Raw genomic sequence first — 17,926 nt, 5'->3', positions numbered from 1 at the left:
TGACAAGTTTCTCCGTTTCCTGAAAAGACTGAGACTATATAGAACTCTAATTGTTAGAGTTCAAATCAATAGAGGTGTAATGATGCAGTCGGCGCAGTCACTGCAGGTGGTCAAGGCAATCCGGAAAATCGTCCGGGCCATTGACTTGCGCTCGAAGGAAGTGTCCCGGCTAACGGGCCTCACAATTCCGCAAATCGTTGTTTTGCAAGGTGTCAGGGATCTTGGGGAAGTGACGACAAAAGCCCTCTCCGACAATGCTGATCTGAGTTCGGCAACGGTTGTCACCATCCTCGACAAACTTGAGGAAAAGGGGCTGATCGAGCGGTATCGCTCGGTTTCCGACCGGAGAATCGTACACGCGAAACTGACCGGGAGAGGCCGCGAAATTTCGTCGAACCTGCCCGGATTGCTGCACGAGGAGTTCGAGAGGAAGTTTGCCGGGCTGGATGCGGGCGACCGTGACCAGCTGGTTATCGCGATCGAGCAGATCGCGGAAATGATGAATGCCCACAAGCTCGACGCGGCACCGATCCTGATGACGGGCAAGGCCTCGGATTGAGAGTCGAGGCAGGAGGCTCTGGAAACGCGCGGTTTCCGGCCGAACATGCGCAAAATTTCGCGGCTGATCCCCGGAGACGTTTGCTTCTTCCGGGGAGGGAACAGCCCTCCCCATTGGAAAATGGCAAGAAAGAGGCTAGGACGGGGGGCTCATGTCTTCTTGCGGGGAGAACGTGCGCGCTCCTGCGGTATTCGGCCATCGGTAAACGGCCTGTGGTTTTCGGGAAGAGTATTTCTTGATTTCTCTTAGACCAGTTTTGAACGTACTCGGCTTTTTGTATGTCGGTCTTGCCACCGCCATGCTTATTCCGGCAATCGTCGATGTGGCGCAGAAGAACGCCGACTGGCAGGCCTTTGTCTTTTCCGCATTGCTGACAGGCACCATCGGCATGCTGCTGTCGATTGCCGTCGGCGGGTCGCTGCGGGAGGGGCTGGATACCCGTCAGACATTCATCCTGACCACGCTGGCCTGGTCGTCCCTGCCGGCGTTTGGCGCATTGCCGTTCCTTTGGCTGGGGGTGGGCTACGCGGATGCGGTCTTTGAGGCCGTCTCCGGTTTCACCACAACCGGGTCAACCGTCCTCACCGGTCTCGACAGCCTGCCTCCGGGATTGCTCGTTTGGCGGTCCATCATGCAGTGGATGGGCGGGATCGGCATCATCGTCATGGCCATCGTTCTGCTGCCTTTCCTCAGGATCGGCGGAATGCAGCTTTTCCAGAGCGAGAATTCGGACCGCTCGGAAAAGATCGTCAGCCGTTCGGTCGAGCTGATTCGCCTACTGGGTCTGGCCTATATGTTCCTGACCGTACTTTGCATCGCCGCCTATCTTTTCACCGGCATGGAGTTGTTCGATGCCTTCAACCATGCCCTGACGACGATTGCCACCGGAGGCTATTCGACACACGATGCCTCCTTTGCCTATTTCAAGAACCCGTCCACTGCCTGGGTCGCGGTGGTCTTCATGGTGATTGGCGCGCTGCCGTTCGTGCTGATCATTCAGGCGCTTCGCGGCCAACCGCTGCATCTGTGGCGCGATCCCCAGGTGAGGGCGCTTATCGGGTTCCTGGCGCTGGTGTCCCTGACCCTGACCGTCTATCTGGGCGTCAACATGAACTTCCCCTTCGACGAGGCGCTGCTGAACGCGACGTTCAACGTTGTCTCCATCGTCACCGGGACAGGTTATGCCCTAGGCGACTTTTCCCAGTGGGGGGCCCCACTGGTCGGCATCACCTTGATGCTGATGTTCGTCGGCGGCTGCACGGGATCGACGACCGGCGGGATCAAGATTTTCCGTTTCCTGGTGTTCTTCGGCACCGTGCGGGCACACCTGCGCAGGATGGTGCGGCCGAACCGGATCATGTCGGAAGAATACTCGGGCACGCGCCTGACGCCCGAACTCTCCTTTTCGGTCCTGGCCTTCCTGGTCGTTTACATGGGATCCGTCGGCGTCATTACCGTGGCCCTGTCGTTCTTCGATCTCGATCTCATCACCGCAATCTCCGCGGCGGCCACCTCGGTCGGCAACGTCGGTCCCGGGCTCGGGCACATGATCGGTCCCGCCGGCCATTTCGCGCCTCTGCCGGACGGAGCCAAATGGCTGCTTTCCTTTGCCATGCTGGTCGGGCGCCTTGAGCTTTTTACCGTTCTGGTCCTGCTTGATCCGGACTTCTGGTCCAAATAACGTTCAACGGCACTCCCGATTTTCCACCCGAGGTCACGGCATGAAATTCTCCGCACCACTGGTCAGCGGCCGTCTCGTCAAGCGCTACAAGCGTTTCCTGGCCGATGTCATTCTCGATGAGGACGGGACCGCAATCACCGCCCATTGTGCCAATCCCGGCTCCATGCTGGGGCTGAAGGAGCCGGGTTCACGGGTCTGGCTGTCGCTGTCGGACAATCCGAAGCGGAAGCTGAAATATTCCTGGGAGGTGATGGAGGCGGACGGTGCACTGGTCGGCATCAATACCGCCCATCCGAACAAGCTGGTGGAAGAGGCGCTTCAGGATGGCCGAATTCCGGAACTGGCCGGTTTTGCCTCGCTGAAGCGGGAAGTCAAATACGGCAAGAACTCCCGGGTCGATATTTTGCTGGAGAGCACGGACGGGGCCAAAACCTATGTCGAGGTCAAGAACGTCCATTTGATGCGCCAGCCGGGATTTGCGGAGTTTCCCGACAGTGTCACCGCCCGGGGCGCGAAGCATCTGGCCGAACTGGCGGATATGGTTGGCGAAGGCCACCGGGCCGTCATGGTGTTTCTGGTCCAGCGTCCGGACTGTGCCACCCTGGGACTGGCAGGCGACATCGACCCGGCTTATGCCGCGGCCTTTGCTGCAGCCCGTGAGGCCGGTGTCGAAGCCTATGCCATCGGCTGCGACGTTCGGCTGGACGGCATCGATGCGGTCCAGCCGGTGGAGATCGTGGCTTGAAAGTAGGGGCTCAGGCCTGCCGGACTATGATAGGCGTGCCGTCCGGAACCCGGTTGTAGAGATCGATGATGTCCTGTTGGAGCAGACGTACGCAGCCGGAGGAGACGGCCTTGCCGATTGACCAGTATTCCGACGTTCCGTGCAGACGGTAGAGCGTGTCTTTCCTGCCTTCGAAGATATAGAGCGCACGGGCACCGAGCGGGTTGTCGAGTGCCGGCGGCATGCCGTTCCTGAATTCCTCCAGTTCCGGCTGACGGGCGATCATCTCTGCGGGCGGGGTCCAGGTTGGCCAGGCTCTCTTGTACTGGATGCGCGCGCGGCCACCCCATTCGAACCCGGCCCGGCCGATGCCGACGCCGTACCGCATGGCCTTGCCGCCTTCCATCGTGAGGTAAAGGTAGCGGTTGGCGGTGTCGACGATGATGGTGCCGGCCGGTTCCGGTGAATAATAGTCGACCAGACGGCGGTAATAGGCCGGATCGATCTTGCTGAGGTCGACGGCCGGAATCGGAAAGCGCTCTTCCGGCATGGCCCGGTACATCTGAAGATATTCCGGGGCAATCGGGCGGCCCTGATAGGTCGGGCCGGCCGGCTGCGGGGCAACCTGACGGGAGGAGACACACCCGGTTGCGAGCGTAGCGGCGGCCGAGGCAAGAAACAGTCGTCTGTTCAGCATTCCAAATTCCGTTGAATAGAGCCGGTCGCGGCGCGGGAGGGCGCCGCTGAATGTAAAACGGCCGGTCGAACGGATCGTCCAACCGGCCGCGACAAGCCTTATCAGCAAAAATTCGTCGGAAAAGAGGCGCGGCCTTCAACTCGAAGTGAGGACCGTTATGCTTCTCGCCGGGTGTTGCATTCCTGCAAAAACGATCAGCCGGCGGTATCCTTGGCCAGCGGCGGCTGGAACTGCCAGCCCATGTCCCAGGGGAAATAGATCCAGGTATCCTGGGATACTTCGGTGATGAAGGTATCCACCATCGGTACGCCGACCGGCTTGGCGTAGACGGTCGCGTAATGGGCCTTGGGCAGCATTTCGCGCACGACCTTCAGTGTCTTGCCGGTGTCGACGAGATCGTCGATGACCAGAACGCCACTGCCTTCGCCTTCCTTCAGGTCGATCACCTTGGGATCGATCGGCTTGATGACCTGCAGTTCGCCCTGGTTTTCATAGTCGTGGTAGGAGGCAATGCAGACGGTTTCGATGGTCCGGATGCCGAGTTCGCGGGCCACGATACCGGCCGGAACGAGGCCGCCGCGGGTGATGCAGACGATCGCCTTCCATTCGCCTTCGCTCGACAGGCGCCAGGCAAGGGCGCGGGAATCGCGGTGAAACATGTCCCAGGAAACAGGGAAGGCTTTGTTTTGGGCGGGGTTTTCCATGAATTTGTCCTTCAGATTATCCCAGGAGTTCGGCAACGGCCTGCGCCACGTCGCGGGCAGCGGCCTTCAGTATCGCCTCGTCCCGCGACCGGATCACGATTTCGGTAGTGAATTTTCCCTCGTTCGCTCTCGGATAGGAACCGATCAGCGTTTCGGGGTGAGCATCCTGAATGGCCGCCAGCCGGTCGGCGATCCGGCTTTCCGGCATGTCGGCGGCAACTGTCTCGGACAGCATCTTCCTGCCCGTTGCCAGTGTCGGCGCGATGGCATCCATCATGGCCTGCATGATGGACGGTACGCCCGCCATGACGTGAACGTTGCCGATCCGGAATCCCGGCGCCTTGGACACCTTGTTCTCGATCAGGTCGGCGCCTTCCGGAATTCGGGCCATGCGCTGGCGTGCCGGCGTGAACTGGCCGGGCGGATAGTGCTTTTCCATGATCGCGACGGCGCGCGGATCGAGGTTCAAGGCGACCCCGAAGGCTTCGGCGATGCATTCGGCGGTGATGTCGTCATGGGTCGGGCCAATGCCACCGGAGGTAAAGACATAGGTGTATCTGGCACGTAAGGCGTTGACGGCAGAAACGATTTCCGCCTTTTCGTCGGGTACGATCCGGACTTCCTTGAGGTCAATGCCCAGCGATGTCAGGTAATCAGCCGCAAAGCCGATGTTCTTGTCCTTGGTGCGGCCGGACAGGATCTCATCGCCGATGACCAGAAACGCAGCGGTTACAACGTCATCTGCCTTCCGACCGGTCATTTTTACACTCCCTGACACATGAATGGGGATTGGCTTTATCGCAGCTTGCAAAAGAGCTCAAGCGAAAGCGGGCCAGAATGTCCGGCAAGCCAGTTGTTCGAACTTCCGGACACCGCCCGGGACGGGTGGAGGTCCGGTCAGGGCGGCGGACTGGTGTCCCAAGGAATTTACATCAGTTCAGCCGTCCGGCGTCCAGCTATAAATATCGTCGAATCGTGCCGTCAGGGTTTCCGGCTTCGACAAGCGGAGAACGGCGTCACGGGCAAAGGCGCCTGCGCCGGAATAATGGAAGACGCTGGCATTGCGGAAGGCGATGTTCTGGATCCGCGACACCCGCGGTTTGCGCTCCCGTTCGAAGGCCCTGAGGGCGGACGCAATGTTCTGAACATCAGAAGGCAAATGCCTGGCCAGCACGGCAGCGTCCTCGATGGCCATGGCGGCCCCTTGCGCCATATAGGGCAGCATCGCGTGGGCCGCATCCCCGACAAGCGCCACCTGGCCGTGGGTCCACGGGCCGGAGGCATCGACGCTGCAGAGCGCCCATTTCAGCCATGTGTCCGGAATTGTGAGAAGGTTGCGGATGTCCGACGGCCAGTCGCGGAAACGATGAAGCAGGGTTTCCGTGTTCGCCCTGGCCGACCAGGTTTCGTCTTCCCAGTCTTCCTGGACCAGACCGACGATATTCAACTCGCGTCCGGCCCTGACAGGATAGTGGACCAGATGACTGTCCTTGTGCAGCCAGAGGCCGCTGTCTCTGGCCCATCTTTCCGAAACGCCGTCCATCGGGAGGGTCGCGCGATAGGCGACCTGGCCACTGAAACGGGCGGTTTGGTGGCCGGGAACGATCCGCCGGGTTTTCGACCAGACACCGTCCGCGCCGATCAGGGCCTTGCAGCAGAGCTTGCCGGTTTCCGTATCGTCCCGATAAACGCACATTAGGTCGTCGTAGGGCGACGAGGTCAGGTCGAAAACTTCCGTGCCGAGGCGAACCGAAATGCCCGCTGTTTCCTGAACTCTTTCCAGAAGAACACGCTGCAGGTCGGCCCGATGGACCACCCAGAACGGATGTCCGTGACGTTTCCGGATAAAGTCTCCGAAGCGGACACGGCCCAGTTGCTGTCCAGTTCTACCTGACCAGATCCGAAGATATTCGGGGGCGCAGACGTAGGGTTCGAGGGCCTCCAGAACGCCAAGCCGGTCCAGCACGGAAACCGCATTGGGGGACAGTTGCAGGCCCGCGCCGACTTCCGACAGTTCCGCTGCCCTGTCCATCAGGACGACGTCATGTCCGGCTTGCCGAAGCGCCAGGGCGGCGGTCAGGCCGCCGATGCCGGCGCCGGCAACCACAATCGGATTTTCGGCTTCCCCGTTCTGGGCCATCGGATTGCTTCCGGATCAGGCCGCGGCCGGCGTCCAGGTGCAATCGGCTGGCGAGGATTCGGTTTCCTTCAAGGTGCCGTCGAACTTGTACAGCGTCGAGCAGTAGGGGCAGACCACTTCGTTTTCACTGCCCATGTCCAGGAAGACATGCGGATGGTCAAACGGAGGATTTGCGCCGATGCACATGAATTCGCGCGCACCGATCGCAACAGAATCGTGGCCGCTGGAATTCTGAAAATGCGGGACAACATGATCCGCCATTGTCACAGTCCTTTTTATCTCGGGAGCCTTTGCTGCCGACCCGATAGCAAATAATGGCGACCATATCCATTTGTAAAATGACTGAACAGGGACTTCCTGCGCAGCTCCGGTGCATCTGGATCCGAAGGGCGCAACGGCGCTGCGTGGGTTGATGGTGGCAAGGGCGTTTCGGGCAGATGAGGTCAATTCGCCTTTGCCATCGGCGTTCAAACATTTTACTGTACCGAAGAAAGTGTTTTCCGTTTACGTAAGGGTCATATCTACCTATGCCGCAATTCGAGGCCGATGGCGTCAAAATAGCGTACCTGGACGAAGGAGAAGGGGATCCGATCCTGCTGATTCACGGATTTGCCTCCAACAAGCAGGTCAACTGGCAATATCCTGGCTGGGTGGATCTCCTGGTCAAGGATGGCCGGCGGGTGATCGCCATCGACAACCGGGGGCACGGCGACAGCCAGAAGTTCCATGATCCTGATGCCTATGGAGCTCCGATCATGGCGGAAGATGCCCGGAGGCTTTTGGACCATCTCGATGTCGAGCGCGCTGATGTGATGGGCTATTCCATGGGTGCACGCATATCGGCGTTTCTGACCCTGAACCATTCGGACCGGGTGCGGCGTGCGGTTTTCAGCGGTCTTGGCTACGGCATGATCACCGGCATCGGCGATCCTGAGCCGATCGCAGCCGCTTTGGAAACGGACCGGATCCAGGACATCGGGGACAGGGCCGGCCGGGCGTTCCGGGCTTTTGCCGAGCAAACAGGTTCCGACCGGCTGGCCTTGGCCGCCTGCATGCGTTCCTCGCGGCAGAAAATCAGCGAAGAGGACGTTAAACGGATCGACCGGCCGGTGCTGGTCGCGGTCGGTACGAAAGATGACATCGCCGGTTCGCCGCACAAGCTGGCCGAACTGATACCGCATGCCGAGGTTCTGGAAATTCCCGGACGCGATCACATGGTGGCGGTCGGGGACAAGGTCCACAAGCAGGGTGTCCTGGCTTTTTTGAACAACATCGACGCGTGAAGCATTTGGACGGTCTTCTCAAGGGCCGCCGCATGGGAGAGGTCATGGGTCCGCAGCGTGTGGAATTTCTGGGGGCGGAAGAAAACCGCCTTGTCGCCGACAGATACGGTGAGGGGACGCAACCGGTTGTCATGCTGCACGGCGGCGGGCAGACCCGGCATTCCTGGGACGCGGCCGCGCGCCGGATTGCGGCGCTGGGCCATCCCGTCTACGCGCTGGATCAGCGTGGTCATGGCGAAAGCGCCTGGGTTGAGAGCGGCAATTACGCCTTTCAGGATTTTGCCAGGGACCTTGTGTCTGTCACCCGGCGGGTGAGGGAATTTCACGGTTCCAGGCCGGTGGTCGTCGGAGCCTCGCTCGGCGGTTTCGCGGGAATGCTCGCGGAAGGCCGGAAGAATAATGGCGGCATGGCGGCGCTGGTTCTTGTCGATATCACGCCCCGGATCGACATGGACGGTGCCAACAAGGTACTGGGTTTCATGGGCGAGAAGGTCGAAGAAGGGTTTGCGAGCGTTGAAGAAGCCGCCGAGGCCATTGCCCGCTATCTTCCCAACCGGAAGCGGCCGAAGGACCTCTCGGGGCTCTCGAAGAACCTGCGTCTTCATGACGACGGCCGCTATCGCTGGCACTGGGATCCGGCTTTCCTGAAGGTCAAGCAACATCAAGACGCCAGCCTTGCGGCGGCCGCTCAGGAGGAAATGCTTGCCGCCACCGCGAACCTGTCGCTGCCCGTGCTCCTCATCCGGGGACAGAACTCGGAGCTGGTCTCCATGGACCACGTGCGCGAGTTTCAGGCGCAGGTACCGCATGCGCAGTTCACCGATATCCGCGACGCGGGACACATGGTTGCCGGCGACAGGAATGATGTCTTTGCATCCGCCGTCGAAGATTTCCTCCTTGGCCTGAAGGCCTGCGCGGCTCTGGCCTGATCGGGAAATGAAAAGCAATTCCAGATGATTGAGCAGGCTTTCTGAGAAAGTGATTCCGGCCGAGCAGCTTTCGTTCCCTGTTGAGGGCGACTGCAGTCGGTTCTGGTTTAACGCCCCTTGAATTGCGGTTTCCGTTTTTCCAGAAACGCCCTGTAGCCTTCCCGGTAGTCCTGGCTGTTGATGCAGGCTTCTGCATTTTCAAGCGCTTTGCTGAGGTCTGCGGCGGCGGCCGGACGGGCGAGCTGGTTCAAGGCCTGCTTTGCCGCCCTGAGCGACAAGGGGGCGTTGGCGCAGATCGTCTCGCACAAAGTGGCGATCCGGCCGTCCAGTTGCCCTTCTTCGGCAATCTCGTTGATCAGGCCGATGTGAAACGCCTTTTCCGCAGATACCTTTTCACCGGTAAAAAGGAGGCTTTTCGCGTCGGAGACGGAGACAGCCTCCAGTATGTCGCTGAGAGCTTCCGGCGGGTAGGCCAGCCCCAGTCTGGCTGGCGGCAGGCTGAAGAAGGCGGAACGGCTGGCAATGCGGATGTCGCAGGCAAGCGCGAGGCCGAGTCCGCCCCCGAGACAGGGCCCCTCGATGGCGGCAATGACCGGAATGGGCAACGTTTTCAGAGCATTGAAGGCGGCCACGTTGATCTCGTCGTAGTGCTTTGCGGCTTCCGGTGTCGAGCGGATGGTTTCGAACTCGGAAATATCCGCGCCGGCGCAGAAGCTTTTGCCGCCCGCCCCTCTGACGATGCAGACCCGCACTTCTCCCTCTGCGGCGACACGCTGCAGAAGATCGGGCATGGCTTGCCAGGCAGCCAGCGGCAGGGCGTTCTTTTTTTCCGGTGCGTTCAGAAGGAGTTCGGCAACCTGGCCACGGATGGTGAGCAGGGGATTTGCCGTTTCGTCCGGCTGCGGCATGGTGGACATTGTCACTCCTCGAAATTTGCTATAATGGGCGGCAACGAGCTGAATACCCTGAATTTCCCTGGCTCATTCGCGAGCTTTATATCTGATATCAGGAAGATTCATTTTGGAAAATCAGACGGCAGTCCTATTTTAAGGGCTCCAACAGGACGGCTTGAAAAGGAGACAGGCCATGTCGGCACCGATCGGCAAGTCAGAATTGAAACAGGTTCCGACCCATGATCCGGTCTGGCAGCAGTTGCGCGATGAAGCGCAGGCGATGGTGGTGGCCGAGCCGGCCCTGTCTTCGTTTGTCTATGAAACGGTGCTCAATCACGACAGTCTGGAAGAAGCCGTCGTACACCGTCTTGGCGACCGCCTCGGGCGGGACGTCGTATCCGCGTCTCTGATCCGTCAGACCTATCTGGAAGCCCTGGCCGACGAGCCGGAGCTTGCGAAGATCTTCCGTGTCGACATCGTCGCGGTCTTCGATCGTGACCCGGCCTGCTACCGCTATCTGGAGCCGGTTCTCTACTTCAAGGGCTTCCATGGCCTGCAGACCCACCGGCTGGCCAACTGGCTGTGGCGTCGGGGACGCGAAGACTTCGCGCTCTACCTGCAGAGCCGCGCCTCCGAGGTCTTCCAGATCGACATTCATCCGGCCGTCCCGGTCGGACGCGGCATCTTTATCGACCATGGCACCGGCATCGTCGTCGGCGGCACGGCGGTGATAGAGGATGACGTTTCCATTCTCCAGGGCGTAACTCTTGGCGGGACCGGCAAGGTGCAGGGCGACCGTCATCCGAAGATCCGGCACGGTGTTCTTCTGGGGGCTGGAGCAAAGGTGCTCGGCAACCTGGAAATCGGCCATTGCTCGCGGATTGCCTCCGGCTCCGTGGTGCTGGCGGATGTACCCGCCAACACGACCGTGGCTGGCGTTCCGGCCAAGATCGTCGGCAAGGCCGGTTGCGCTGAACCTGCCAGAAGCATGAACCAGCTGCTGAGCGACGACGCCGTACAGACGGATTGAAGTCGTTCCGGATCAGGAAGACGGGGAAAGAACATGGAAATGCTTTGGCATTTCCGTCCGGTCTTGTAGGGTCCGCGCCAGAATAATGCTTAAGGCAAATGATAGGAGAACGCCGTGAAACCCGATGAAATCCGAAAGATCGAAGCGTATCTGCGTTCGAAGTTCGAACTGCCGAGCATGCAGGTCCGGGCCCGTCCGCGCAAAGACGACTCGGCAGAGGTCTATATCGGCGAGGAGTTCATTGGCGTTATCTTCCGCGATGACGAAGATGAAGACCTGAGCTGGAACTTTCAAATGGCCATTCTGGAAATCGACCTGGAAGACGTCTGAGTCAGATCAACGGCAGGCAAGATCACGGGCGGCTCGAAAGGGCCGCCTTTTTTCGTTTTAAAGCGGATTTGAAATGCAGGGTGCCGGATAGCGGTTCATCGCATTCTGTAACCGTCAACCCTGCGAATCACGGCCCGATCCAGTTCCCGCCAGTCCGGCAAGAGGGCCTGATCGAACCGGTAGCGCAATTCCAGGCCGGATGCCAACACGACCGCGCGATGGCAGAGGGTATCCGCAGACGCGGCAGCTTTGCGGCAGCGGGCAATAAAGCCGTTTTGTGCGGACGGGTCATAGACGATCCTGTCCGCCCTGGAGGCCTTGCGGGCCGAAAGGGTCAAAACCCTCAACCCGCCGGGTCCGGAGAGCTCCCCGCCTCTTGCAAGGCGTCTGTAAAAGGGTTCCAGGCGTGCCCTGACGCTTTCCCGTTCCGGGTTGTGTTCCAGCTCGATCAGTATCCTGTTCGCCGGTGTCCGCTGGCTGCCGGTGTCAAGGCTGCCGTCACCGGCGTCGGTCGCGTGCCAGGTCATCGTCAGGCGCAGCATATCGAAGCTGGAGCCACCGCTCATTGCCTTGTGACGCTGGCTGGGCGTTGCAATGGCATTCAAGGGCATGCGGAAGTCCGTGCCGCCGATTTTCAAATGAACCGGTGCCGTATTCAACGCACCTTGAATATCGCTCTTCCAGTAGTCCGACCAGTAAACCGCACGCTCGGCGACAAATGCAGCCGACAGCACGCAGATTGCCAGGGCAAGCCAGGTGAAATGCCGGGGTTCGGTGCGGATCGGTGCCGGCAGGGAGACGGGGATCACGAAACGGCCTCCCTGTCCGCGATTGCGCAGAACTGGGACAGCGTGTCCTGAAATGAAACGCCGGTTCCGTTCCGGAGCATCCAGAAGGCCTCATGATCGGGCCTGATTTGGGAGTTTTCGGCCATTTGCCTTTCCGGCACAGTCTTTGCACTTGACCCTTTACGAATTCTTAAACACTTTCCATGTGAAAGGGTTAACAAGGAGTTAACGGCTGTGTTGTTCAAACTTCTTCTTGCTGGATATATCGCTTGTGCGGGCTTTGTGGCCGCCGGCGTGCTCGGCAGCCTTTATCAGCTCGTTACCAAGGAGCCGCCGCGTTTCAATTTTACGGGTGAGTCGGTCCTGTCGTTTCTGGCCGGAATGTTCATGTGCATATTCGCTGGTCCCTTCATCATCATGCGTAATGCCATTCGTGGCCGGCGCATCGAGAACCGGCCTCTGGGCTGGCTCGTCGCATCGTCGACCATTGCCGGCATGTGGAGCATGTGTTCCGGGTTGTTCGTGATGAACGTCGCACTGATCCTAAGCGGAATTCACTGAGTTCCATGCCTGTCTATTCTCTCGAGGGCCGCAAACCCGTTTTTCCGGATAGCGGCGACTACTGGGTCGCTCCCAATGCGACGCTGATCGGGGACGTTCTGCTGGACGAGGAGACAAGCGTCTGGTTTGGCGCGGTTCTGCGCGGCGACAATGAACTCATCCGGATCGGTGCGCGCTCAAATATCCAGGACGGCTGTGTCTGCCACACGGACATGGGCTTCCCGCTGACCGTCGGCGCGGACTGCACCATCGGCCACAAGGCGATCCTGCACGGCTGCACCATTGGCGACAATTCGCTCGTCGGCATGGGGGCCACAATCCTGAACGGCGCGGTCATCGGTTCCAATTGCATTGTCGGCGCCAACGCCCTGATCGCGGAAGGCAAGGTAATACCGGACAACTCCCTCGTCGTCGGCATGCCGGGAAAGGTGATCCGGACCCTGCCGCCAGAGGCCGCCGGGGATCTTCGCAAATCCGCGGCCGGCTATGTCCGAAACTGGCGGCGCTTCAAGGCTGGGCTGCAGGAAGTCTGATTTCTCCACCACCGGAAAAGCGGGAACCGGCCTGCGGGGGGCTGGCCGGTTCCCTGACCCGGTCGTGGTAGGGATGGGGAGGGTGGGGACGCGACCGGATCGTCCTTCGGGCCCGGCAGAACCGGACCGAACCCAGAATTATTTCGACACGCTGCTAACCGTGGTGACGCGAGTGTCGGAGATGCCGGTCCAGGCCAGGGGAGACCTTGCAGACTGGCGTTTGATGTAACGGTACGGTGTCGAATACCACGGCAAAACAGCTTCGATCTGGTTGTCGAGGATCATGTCGCCATGGTCCGTGCGCACCGTGAGCACCGCGTGACCCGCATTCTGGGTGTCCTTGGCAACGGTGATCAGAAGGGCGCTTTTCGGCCAGCCCGCTTCGATCAGAACGCGTTGCTTCTCCAGGACATATTCTTCACAGTCACCGTATCCGTCGACCGGGTAGGTCCAGTATTCGACCTTGCCGAACAGGTCCTCGTCGGTCATCGGCCGGATGCGGCGGTTCACTTCGGCATTGATCGCAATCAGTTCGTTCCAGCGTGCTTCATCCAACCGGACCACGACGGGCTCGTAGCGCTCGTCCGGGCAAGCCCAGCCGTTGTCACGGCAAAACTGCTTGTGCCCGATCGGTGCCTTCACGACCGCATTCATCTCCATGAACCGGCCGGGACCTGCCTGGACCGAGGTTGCCGCCGCCATTGTGGCCATCAATACAGTAGAAGCGAACAAAGTTTTCAGAAGTAATTTCATCGTCACGCCCTCCCCAAGGCTGATGTAACGATGACGTAATGATTTTTACTTGGGGGAAATCTTCAGGCTAAAACAATAAGTTCATTTTAGCTTCGTTTGATATTTGTTTTATTATTGTTTTCGTCTTGTTTGAATCAAGGTTTATGGAAATTTTCGTAAAATTTTAGCGATCCTCCATAGAACCATGTTTTGACGTGTGTTTTTCAAATTGGAGCGGAACCTGACAAGCGCCGGTTTGCTTCCGATACCTTCAGGGAAATCCCTTCGACGCGGGAGAACGCGCGCCAGGGAAGGGTAAGAAAAAATGATGTGTCAGGGGAAAAAAGTGCGACCTGATGTGGTGCAGCGTGCCGAATACCTGACGTAAACGATAGGAGGCAGTCGGATGGGGCGCATGGTTTGCCGGAAAGTCGCGTTGCGCGGCGCGGCCTGGCTGGCCGTTCAGGCCGCGTTGAGACTGTCCGGAGAGCAGAAACGCCTCACGTAAGCCTTTTTGAGACTGTTCCGCCGCATCGCATGTTTTGACCGGTTCACCGCATCGCCTCGCGATGGCTGCCTTGCCGAACGGATGTCCGAATACGGTCAGATGGGGCGTGTCAATTCAGCTTGGAATAAACCGGTCCTTGCGGAAGCGCGGGACAGCCGGCCGGGCTGTCTGTCGAAGTCGCAATTAAGTTTGCCGGTTGCTGCGGTCCAGGCGTGTCGGCCGTTCAGTTCGCGACGAGCGTTCACCTGCAGGCGCTCAACCCGCCAGGCGAAACCCTGGATATCTGCGCAAAAAGACGAGAGGGACGTATCAGTCAGTGTCGGGAGCAGAGATGTGTTTTTCCAACAGCTCACGGCTTTGAACAGCGGCGAACTCCAGGGCAATCCCGCCTTCGATTTGGCGAATGACACGCGCCTGCATCTTGCCAAGCGTGATGCTGTCGCCCATCTCCGGAATGACATCGGTTTCGATGGCTGCTCCGGACAGGGAAATGTCGACGATACGGCAGACATGCACGGATCCGTCGGGCAGGATCATCTTGGTAATCGGATTCTTCGGGACGAAGCGGTCGTGACGGCGGTCTTCGGGAAGATTGAGCTCGTCGCGGTTTGCCAGCCAGGTCAAGACGTTGGCGATCTTGTCGCGTTTGCGGGCCGTGTTGTTCAGCTCAACAGCAAAGCCGCCATCAATCAGGCGGGCGATCTTTCCTTCAACCCGGCTGAGATGGTCGAGATAGGCGATGACCCGTTCGCCGACCCGGCCCGGAACGGGCGTGATCATTGCCATGCCGCCAGGCGACATGTCTATGACCTGGCAGGGATATTCGTGCCGGTCTTCCAGCATGAAACGTCCAAGAATGTTGACCTGGACACGCTGATGCCGCCGACGATCAGTGACCTGAAGCGACTTGCTTCCATCTTGTGCTGTTGCCAATCCGGCGCTCATGCCTGCTCTATCCAAAACTGTGCGTGAACCGCACTATCCCTGGCTGAGAAGAGTATCCCGATTCCCCTCCCGCACACTTTAGGCAGTCGGGGTTAACGATGTGTAAGAGAGTGTAGACGATACGGCCTTCAGGTCTAGGGTTCCGGCACAATAATATCGGCAAAAATGACATGAACATGAGGCGGAGCGTGAAGATGTCTGCGAAGGTTCGGCGTGTTTCCGGGAATTTTGACCTGATTTTCAAAAAGGAATCACTTGCGGAATACCTGTTGGCCCTGGCTTGGGGCGAAATGTAGCAGAGGACAAAAAAACGTCCTGGAACAGGACAACTGTTCCAGGACGCAAAGGCATACTCCCCTTATGGCGGTATTTTATGATTTTCCGCCGCTGTATACGGTCAGGTGGCCGACCTTGCGTTCCGCGCCTTGCGGAAGCGGCGCTGCCCTCATCGGCATTCCTTCTGCGGTGAAACGAGGCAGAAGCGGGTTCACGCTCGCCGGTTCCTCGATGAAATAGGGACGTTCATCGGGCCAGATCAGCCGCAGGCTGGCAATGGACTGGTTCAAAATGGGATGAAGGCCAATCCAGTAGGGCTTGTCCATAGGTGTGCAGCTGCCCAGGATCCGGATGCGGCCTTCGCCCGGAACGTTTAGCGGTACAAGCAGCATCTCCATGTGAAGAACCTGGCCACGCTCGGTGTGACCGTTAATGCCGATTACCGCGGCGGCGGCATCTTCCGTGATCGCTGCAATCAGGCTTTCAAGCGCCTCACGGTCCTTGGTGTTCCATCCGCGCAGGAAATTCCGCCCCTTCAATTCCCGGCAATGGGCTGAGCAGAGCCGGGTTCCGGCAAGCCGAAACCGGACGTCACGCGGACCGTTGGTTTCCAGGATGAAGGTGTCGCCCAGAAGCCCGCGGATCTCGCCGGGATCGACCTCACTGCGATTGGGGGCAGGGCGGGCGCCGCGCAGGTTGTCCCAGTATGAATAAAGAGTTTGCGTCACGCCGTGTTTCATCTGCTTTCGCCTCTTCGCCGGTCTTCGTCCGGTGTTTCGTCTCAAGACAGTGCTTGTTTCAAAACGGGACGAAGGGGTTTCCCTTTCTGTGTTTGACGGTAACAAAGCAGGAGGCGTGCCAATTCGCCGAATGAGGGAAATCTTCAAGTTTCGGCCGGTAAATTAAGGTTAATTTTCAGTAAAGCTTGTTTTGCGGGTCGTGTGTTGGCAGCTTAGCGACCAGTTCACCGGAAACGGCGGGCGGGAGGACCCTGCCAGCATTGCTCTGGCTGCGGACCGGCAGGAACGGCCAGCAATAGGCCGCCCCGGTCAAGAAAGCGCCGGCAATATCCGGGAACACCTGTCCTTGAGCGGGCGTCACGGGGACGCGGCCTGCTTTGGGGGGCAAAAGAAACGCCGGTCATTCGTGGGATGGCCGGCGTTTCGTATTATTGTGGGGTGATACCCCTTGATTTGACTTTATTCTGACTTACGGAAGGGAGCTGGAATGAAGCGGCAAAAGGCACAGGTTTGATGAACGTCTACAAATTCGACGATGAGCGTGCGCGGCGGGAGCAGGCCCGCAAGATGGAGGAGCCCAAGCGCCCCTCGAATCCTCCTGTGTTCAATCTGCCCGGTGTCATCGTATGGCTCGGGGGCGCGATGATCGCCATTCATCTGTTGCGTTCGTTTGTGCTGCCCGTCCGTTGGGACAATCTCATCCTCTATCTGTTTGCCTTCTGGCCGGGCAAGTATTCGGTTCTTTCCAGCCTGACGCCGCTGGATCTTGCCTCGAGTGTCTGGGCGAGTGTCAGCTACAGTCTGCTGCATGGCAGCGCCATGCACATCATCTTCAATCTGCTTTGGATGGCGATATTCGGCAGTGCCGTCGCGCGCCGATTCGGAGTCGGGCGCTTTCTGGTCTTTTCGGCGGCCTGTTCCGTCGGCGGAGCCATGGCGCATCTCGCGACTCACTGGGGTGAAACCGTGCCGATGGTGGGCGCGTCCGCGGCAATCTCCGGCCAGATGGCGGCTGCGATCCGTTTTGCCTTTGAACTCGGCGGGCCGCTCGGAACGTTCCGCAGAAGCGACCGGGCCGCCTATCTCGTGCCGGCTCAACCGCTTTCCGACTGTTTCCGCAACCGGCAGGTCCTCGTTTTCGTGGCCGTCTGGTTCGGTCTGAACCTCTTTTTTGGTCTCATGAGTGGTCCGGCCGCCGGTCAGGCTGCAACGATCGCGTGGCAGGCCCATATTGGCGGTTTTGTCGCAGGACTTGCGCTGTTTCCCTTCTTCGATCCGGTGCCGCGCCGCAAGCCCTGACGAGAAGTCGTGTCAACGGTTTGCGAATGCTGATTTTTTTGCCATGATACATTTGTCCCGTAAGTGACGGGTCGTTGATGCCATGGGAGGTGTTCTGAATGACCGTTGCCGCAATCCTGAGTGGGAAAGGCCACGACACGATTACCGCGCGGAGCGATGTGCCGCTGAGCGAAGTTTGCGAAACCCTGGCAAGCAAGAAAATCGGTGCGGTGGTCGTCACCGATGGCGAAGATGGGATCGAAGGGATCATTTCCGAACGCGACATCGTGCGTGTTATCGGAACGCAAGGCGCTTCCGCCCTGCAGTTGCCCGTCTCCAGCGTCATGACCAAGGACGTGGTGACCTGCACCGAGCACAACAACATAAACGAAGTGATGGCGCTCATGACCCAGCGCCGGTTCCGCCACATGCCGGTGGTGAAGGACGGCAAGCTCGCCGGACTGATTTCCATCGGGGATGTGGTCAAGTTCAAGATCGCACAGGTCGAACTGGAAGCGGAACAGATGCGCAGCTACATCACGATGGCCTGATTTCGGAGGCTGGCCGGCTGGGCCAGTTTTCAATCTGATGGCTA

Annotated in this window: 22 protein-coding genes; 11 read left to right on the top strand and 11 right to left on the bottom strand. The window is 59.3% G+C overall.

The annotated features are described in order from the left end of the window. The first annotated feature begins 79 nt into the window (after window positions 1-79). From ACQY7U_RS01040 to sfsA, 3 genes are all read left to right on the top strand, one after another. Window positions 80-559: a MarR family winged helix-turn-helix transcriptional regulator gene (locus ACQY7U_RS01040; protein ID WP_428641088.1), complete on the top strand. Its 480-nt coding sequence runs from the start codon at window positions 80-82 to the stop codon at window positions 557-559. Between the two features lie 256 nt (window positions 560-815). Next, window positions 816-2,240: a TrkH family potassium uptake protein gene (locus ACQY7U_RS01035; RefSeq protein ID WP_428641105.1), complete on the top strand. Its 1,425-nt coding sequence runs from the start codon at window positions 816-818 to the stop codon at window positions 2,238-2,240. A 40-nt stretch (window positions 2,241-2,280) separates the two neighbouring features. Further along, entirely contained in the window at window positions 2,281-2,985 is a 705-nt protein-coding gene (sfsA, locus tag ACQY7U_RS01030) for a DNA/RNA nuclease SfsA (protein ID WP_428641086.1), read from the top strand. A 10-nt stretch (window positions 2,986-2,995) separates the two neighbouring features. Here the strand turns inward: sfsA and ACQY7U_RS01025 are convergent, their stop codons facing one another. From ACQY7U_RS01025 to ACQY7U_RS01005, 5 genes are all read right to left on the bottom strand, one after another. Continuing rightward, window positions 2,996-3,661, bottom strand: a complete 666-nt coding sequence (locus tag ACQY7U_RS01025; protein WP_428641084.1) for a L,D-transpeptidase — start codon at window positions 3,659-3,661, stop codon at window positions 2,996-2,998. Between the two features lie 194 nt (window positions 3,662-3,855). After that, window positions 3,856-4,365 carry a xanthine phosphoribosyltransferase gene (gene gpt, locus ACQY7U_RS01020; RefSeq protein WP_428641083.1) on the bottom strand — a complete coding sequence of 170 codons (510 nt, stop codon included), beginning with the start codon at window positions 4,363-4,365 and terminating at the stop codon, window positions 3,856-3,858. A 16-nt stretch (window positions 4,366-4,381) separates the two neighbouring features. Then, complete coding sequence (locus ACQY7U_RS01015; RefSeq protein ID WP_428641081.1) at window positions 4,382-5,125, bottom strand: competence/damage-inducible protein A; 744 nt, start codon at window positions 5,123-5,125, stop codon at window positions 4,382-4,384. A 177-nt stretch (window positions 5,126-5,302) separates the two neighbouring features. Next, a complete protein-coding gene (locus ACQY7U_RS01010; RefSeq protein WP_428641080.1) occupies window positions 5,303-6,505 on the bottom strand; it encodes an FAD-dependent monooxygenase in 1,203 nt (400 codons plus the stop codon). 15 nt (window positions 6,506-6,520) lie between these two features. Beyond that, complete coding sequence (locus ACQY7U_RS01005) at window positions 6,521-6,766, bottom strand: zinc-finger domain-containing protein (protein WP_428641078.1); 246 nt, start codon at window positions 6,764-6,766, stop codon at window positions 6,521-6,523. A 266-nt stretch (window positions 6,767-7,032) separates the two neighbouring features. On the opposite strand from ACQY7U_RS01005, the gene ACQY7U_RS01000 reads away from it, so the two are divergent. Beyond that, window positions 7,033-7,788 (top strand): alpha/beta fold hydrolase, encoded by a 756-nt coding sequence (locus ACQY7U_RS01000; protein ID WP_428641076.1) that lies wholly within the window; start codon window positions 7,033-7,035, stop codon window positions 7,786-7,788. 44 nt (window positions 7,789-7,832) lie between these two features. After that, on the top strand, window positions 7,833-8,717 hold the full coding sequence (locus ACQY7U_RS00995) for an alpha/beta fold hydrolase (RefSeq protein WP_428641103.1): 885 nt from the start codon (window positions 7,833-7,835) through the stop codon (window positions 8,715-8,717). 107 nt (window positions 8,718-8,824) lie between these two features. On the opposite strand, the gene ACQY7U_RS00990 is transcribed toward ACQY7U_RS00995, so the two are convergent. Continuing rightward, entirely contained in the window at window positions 8,825-9,634 is an 810-nt protein-coding gene (locus ACQY7U_RS00990) for an enoyl-CoA hydratase-related protein (protein WP_428641074.1), read from the bottom strand. Between the two features lie 169 nt (window positions 9,635-9,803). On the opposite strand from ACQY7U_RS00990, the gene cysE reads away from it, so the two are divergent. After that, window positions 9,804-10,640, top strand: coding sequence for a serine O-acetyltransferase (gene cysE, locus ACQY7U_RS00985; protein WP_428641073.1), 837 nt, complete (start codon window positions 9,804-9,806; stop codon window positions 10,638-10,640). Window positions 10,641-10,754: 114 nt separating this feature from the next. Then, window positions 10,755-10,970: a DUF3126 family protein gene (locus tag ACQY7U_RS00980; protein ID WP_428641071.1), complete on the top strand. Its 216-nt coding sequence runs from the start codon at window positions 10,755-10,757 to the stop codon at window positions 10,968-10,970. 95 nt (window positions 10,971-11,065) lie between these two features. On the opposite strand, the gene ACQY7U_RS00975 is transcribed toward ACQY7U_RS00980, so the two are convergent. Together ACQY7U_RS00975 and ACQY7U_RS00970 are read right to left on the bottom strand one after the other, a co-directional pair. After that, on the bottom strand, window positions 11,066-11,779 hold the full coding sequence (locus tag ACQY7U_RS00975; RefSeq protein ID WP_428641069.1) for a hypothetical protein: 714 nt from the start codon (window positions 11,777-11,779) through the stop codon (window positions 11,066-11,068). Then, window positions 11,776-11,904, bottom strand: coding sequence for a hypothetical protein (locus tag ACQY7U_RS00970; protein ID WP_428641067.1), 129 nt, complete (start codon window positions 11,902-11,904; stop codon window positions 11,776-11,778). Before ACQY7U_RS00970 ends, ACQY7U_RS00975 begins: the two co-directional genes overlap by 4 nt. An 88-nt stretch (window positions 11,905-11,992) precedes the next feature. Between ACQY7U_RS00970 and ACQY7U_RS00965 the strand changes: the two genes are divergently transcribed. Both ACQY7U_RS00965 and ACQY7U_RS00960 read left to right on the top strand, forming a co-directional pair. Further along, the gene (locus ACQY7U_RS00965) at window positions 11,993-12,319 is read left to right on the top strand and encodes a DUF6949 family protein (protein WP_428641066.1); all 327 of its coding nucleotides are present in this window, start codon (window positions 11,993-11,995) and stop codon (window positions 12,317-12,319) included. Window positions 12,320-12,324: 5 nt separating this feature from the next. Further along, window positions 12,325-12,852 carry a gamma carbonic anhydrase family protein gene (locus ACQY7U_RS00960; protein WP_428641065.1) on the top strand — a complete coding sequence of 176 codons (528 nt, stop codon included), beginning with the start codon at window positions 12,325-12,327 and terminating at the stop codon, window positions 12,850-12,852. 138 nt (window positions 12,853-12,990) lie between these two features. Here the strand turns inward: ACQY7U_RS00960 and ACQY7U_RS00955 are convergent, their stop codons facing one another. The 3 genes from ACQY7U_RS00955 to ACQY7U_RS00945 form a co-directional block, all read right to left on the bottom strand. After that, window positions 12,991-13,605, bottom strand: a complete 615-nt coding sequence (locus tag ACQY7U_RS00955) for a transglutaminase-like cysteine peptidase (RefSeq protein WP_428641063.1) — start codon at window positions 13,603-13,605, stop codon at window positions 12,991-12,993. A gap of 796 nt (window positions 13,606-14,401) precedes the next feature. Next, the gene (locus ACQY7U_RS00950; protein WP_428641062.1) at window positions 14,402-15,037 is read right to left on the bottom strand and encodes a PilZ domain-containing protein; all 636 of its coding nucleotides are present in this window, start codon (window positions 15,035-15,037) and stop codon (window positions 14,402-14,404) included. A gap of 371 nt (window positions 15,038-15,408) precedes the next feature. Continuing rightward, window positions 15,409-16,053, bottom strand: a complete 645-nt coding sequence (locus tag ACQY7U_RS00945; RefSeq protein ID WP_428641060.1) for a PAS domain-containing protein — start codon at window positions 16,051-16,053, stop codon at window positions 15,409-15,411. A 513-nt stretch (window positions 16,054-16,566) separates the two neighbouring features. Here ACQY7U_RS00945 and ACQY7U_RS00940 point away from each other — a divergent pair. Both ACQY7U_RS00940 and ACQY7U_RS00935 read left to right on the top strand, forming a co-directional pair. Then, window positions 16,567-17,352, top strand: coding sequence for a rhomboid family intramembrane serine protease (locus ACQY7U_RS00940; RefSeq protein WP_428641058.1), 786 nt, complete (start codon window positions 16,567-16,569; stop codon window positions 17,350-17,352). A 98-nt stretch (window positions 17,353-17,450) separates the two neighbouring features. Beyond that, the gene (locus ACQY7U_RS00935; RefSeq protein WP_428641056.1) at window positions 17,451-17,882 is read left to right on the top strand and encodes a CBS domain-containing protein; all 432 of its coding nucleotides are present in this window, start codon (window positions 17,451-17,453) and stop codon (window positions 17,880-17,882) included. The last annotated feature ends 44 nt before the right edge of the window (window positions 17,883-17,926 follow it).

The organism is Roseibium sp., assembly GCF_050301095.1.
Classification (GTDB): Bacteria; Pseudomonadota; Alphaproteobacteria; order Rhizobiales; family Stappiaceae; genus Roseibium.
This window is presented reverse-complemented; position numbering and strand designations above follow the sequence as displayed.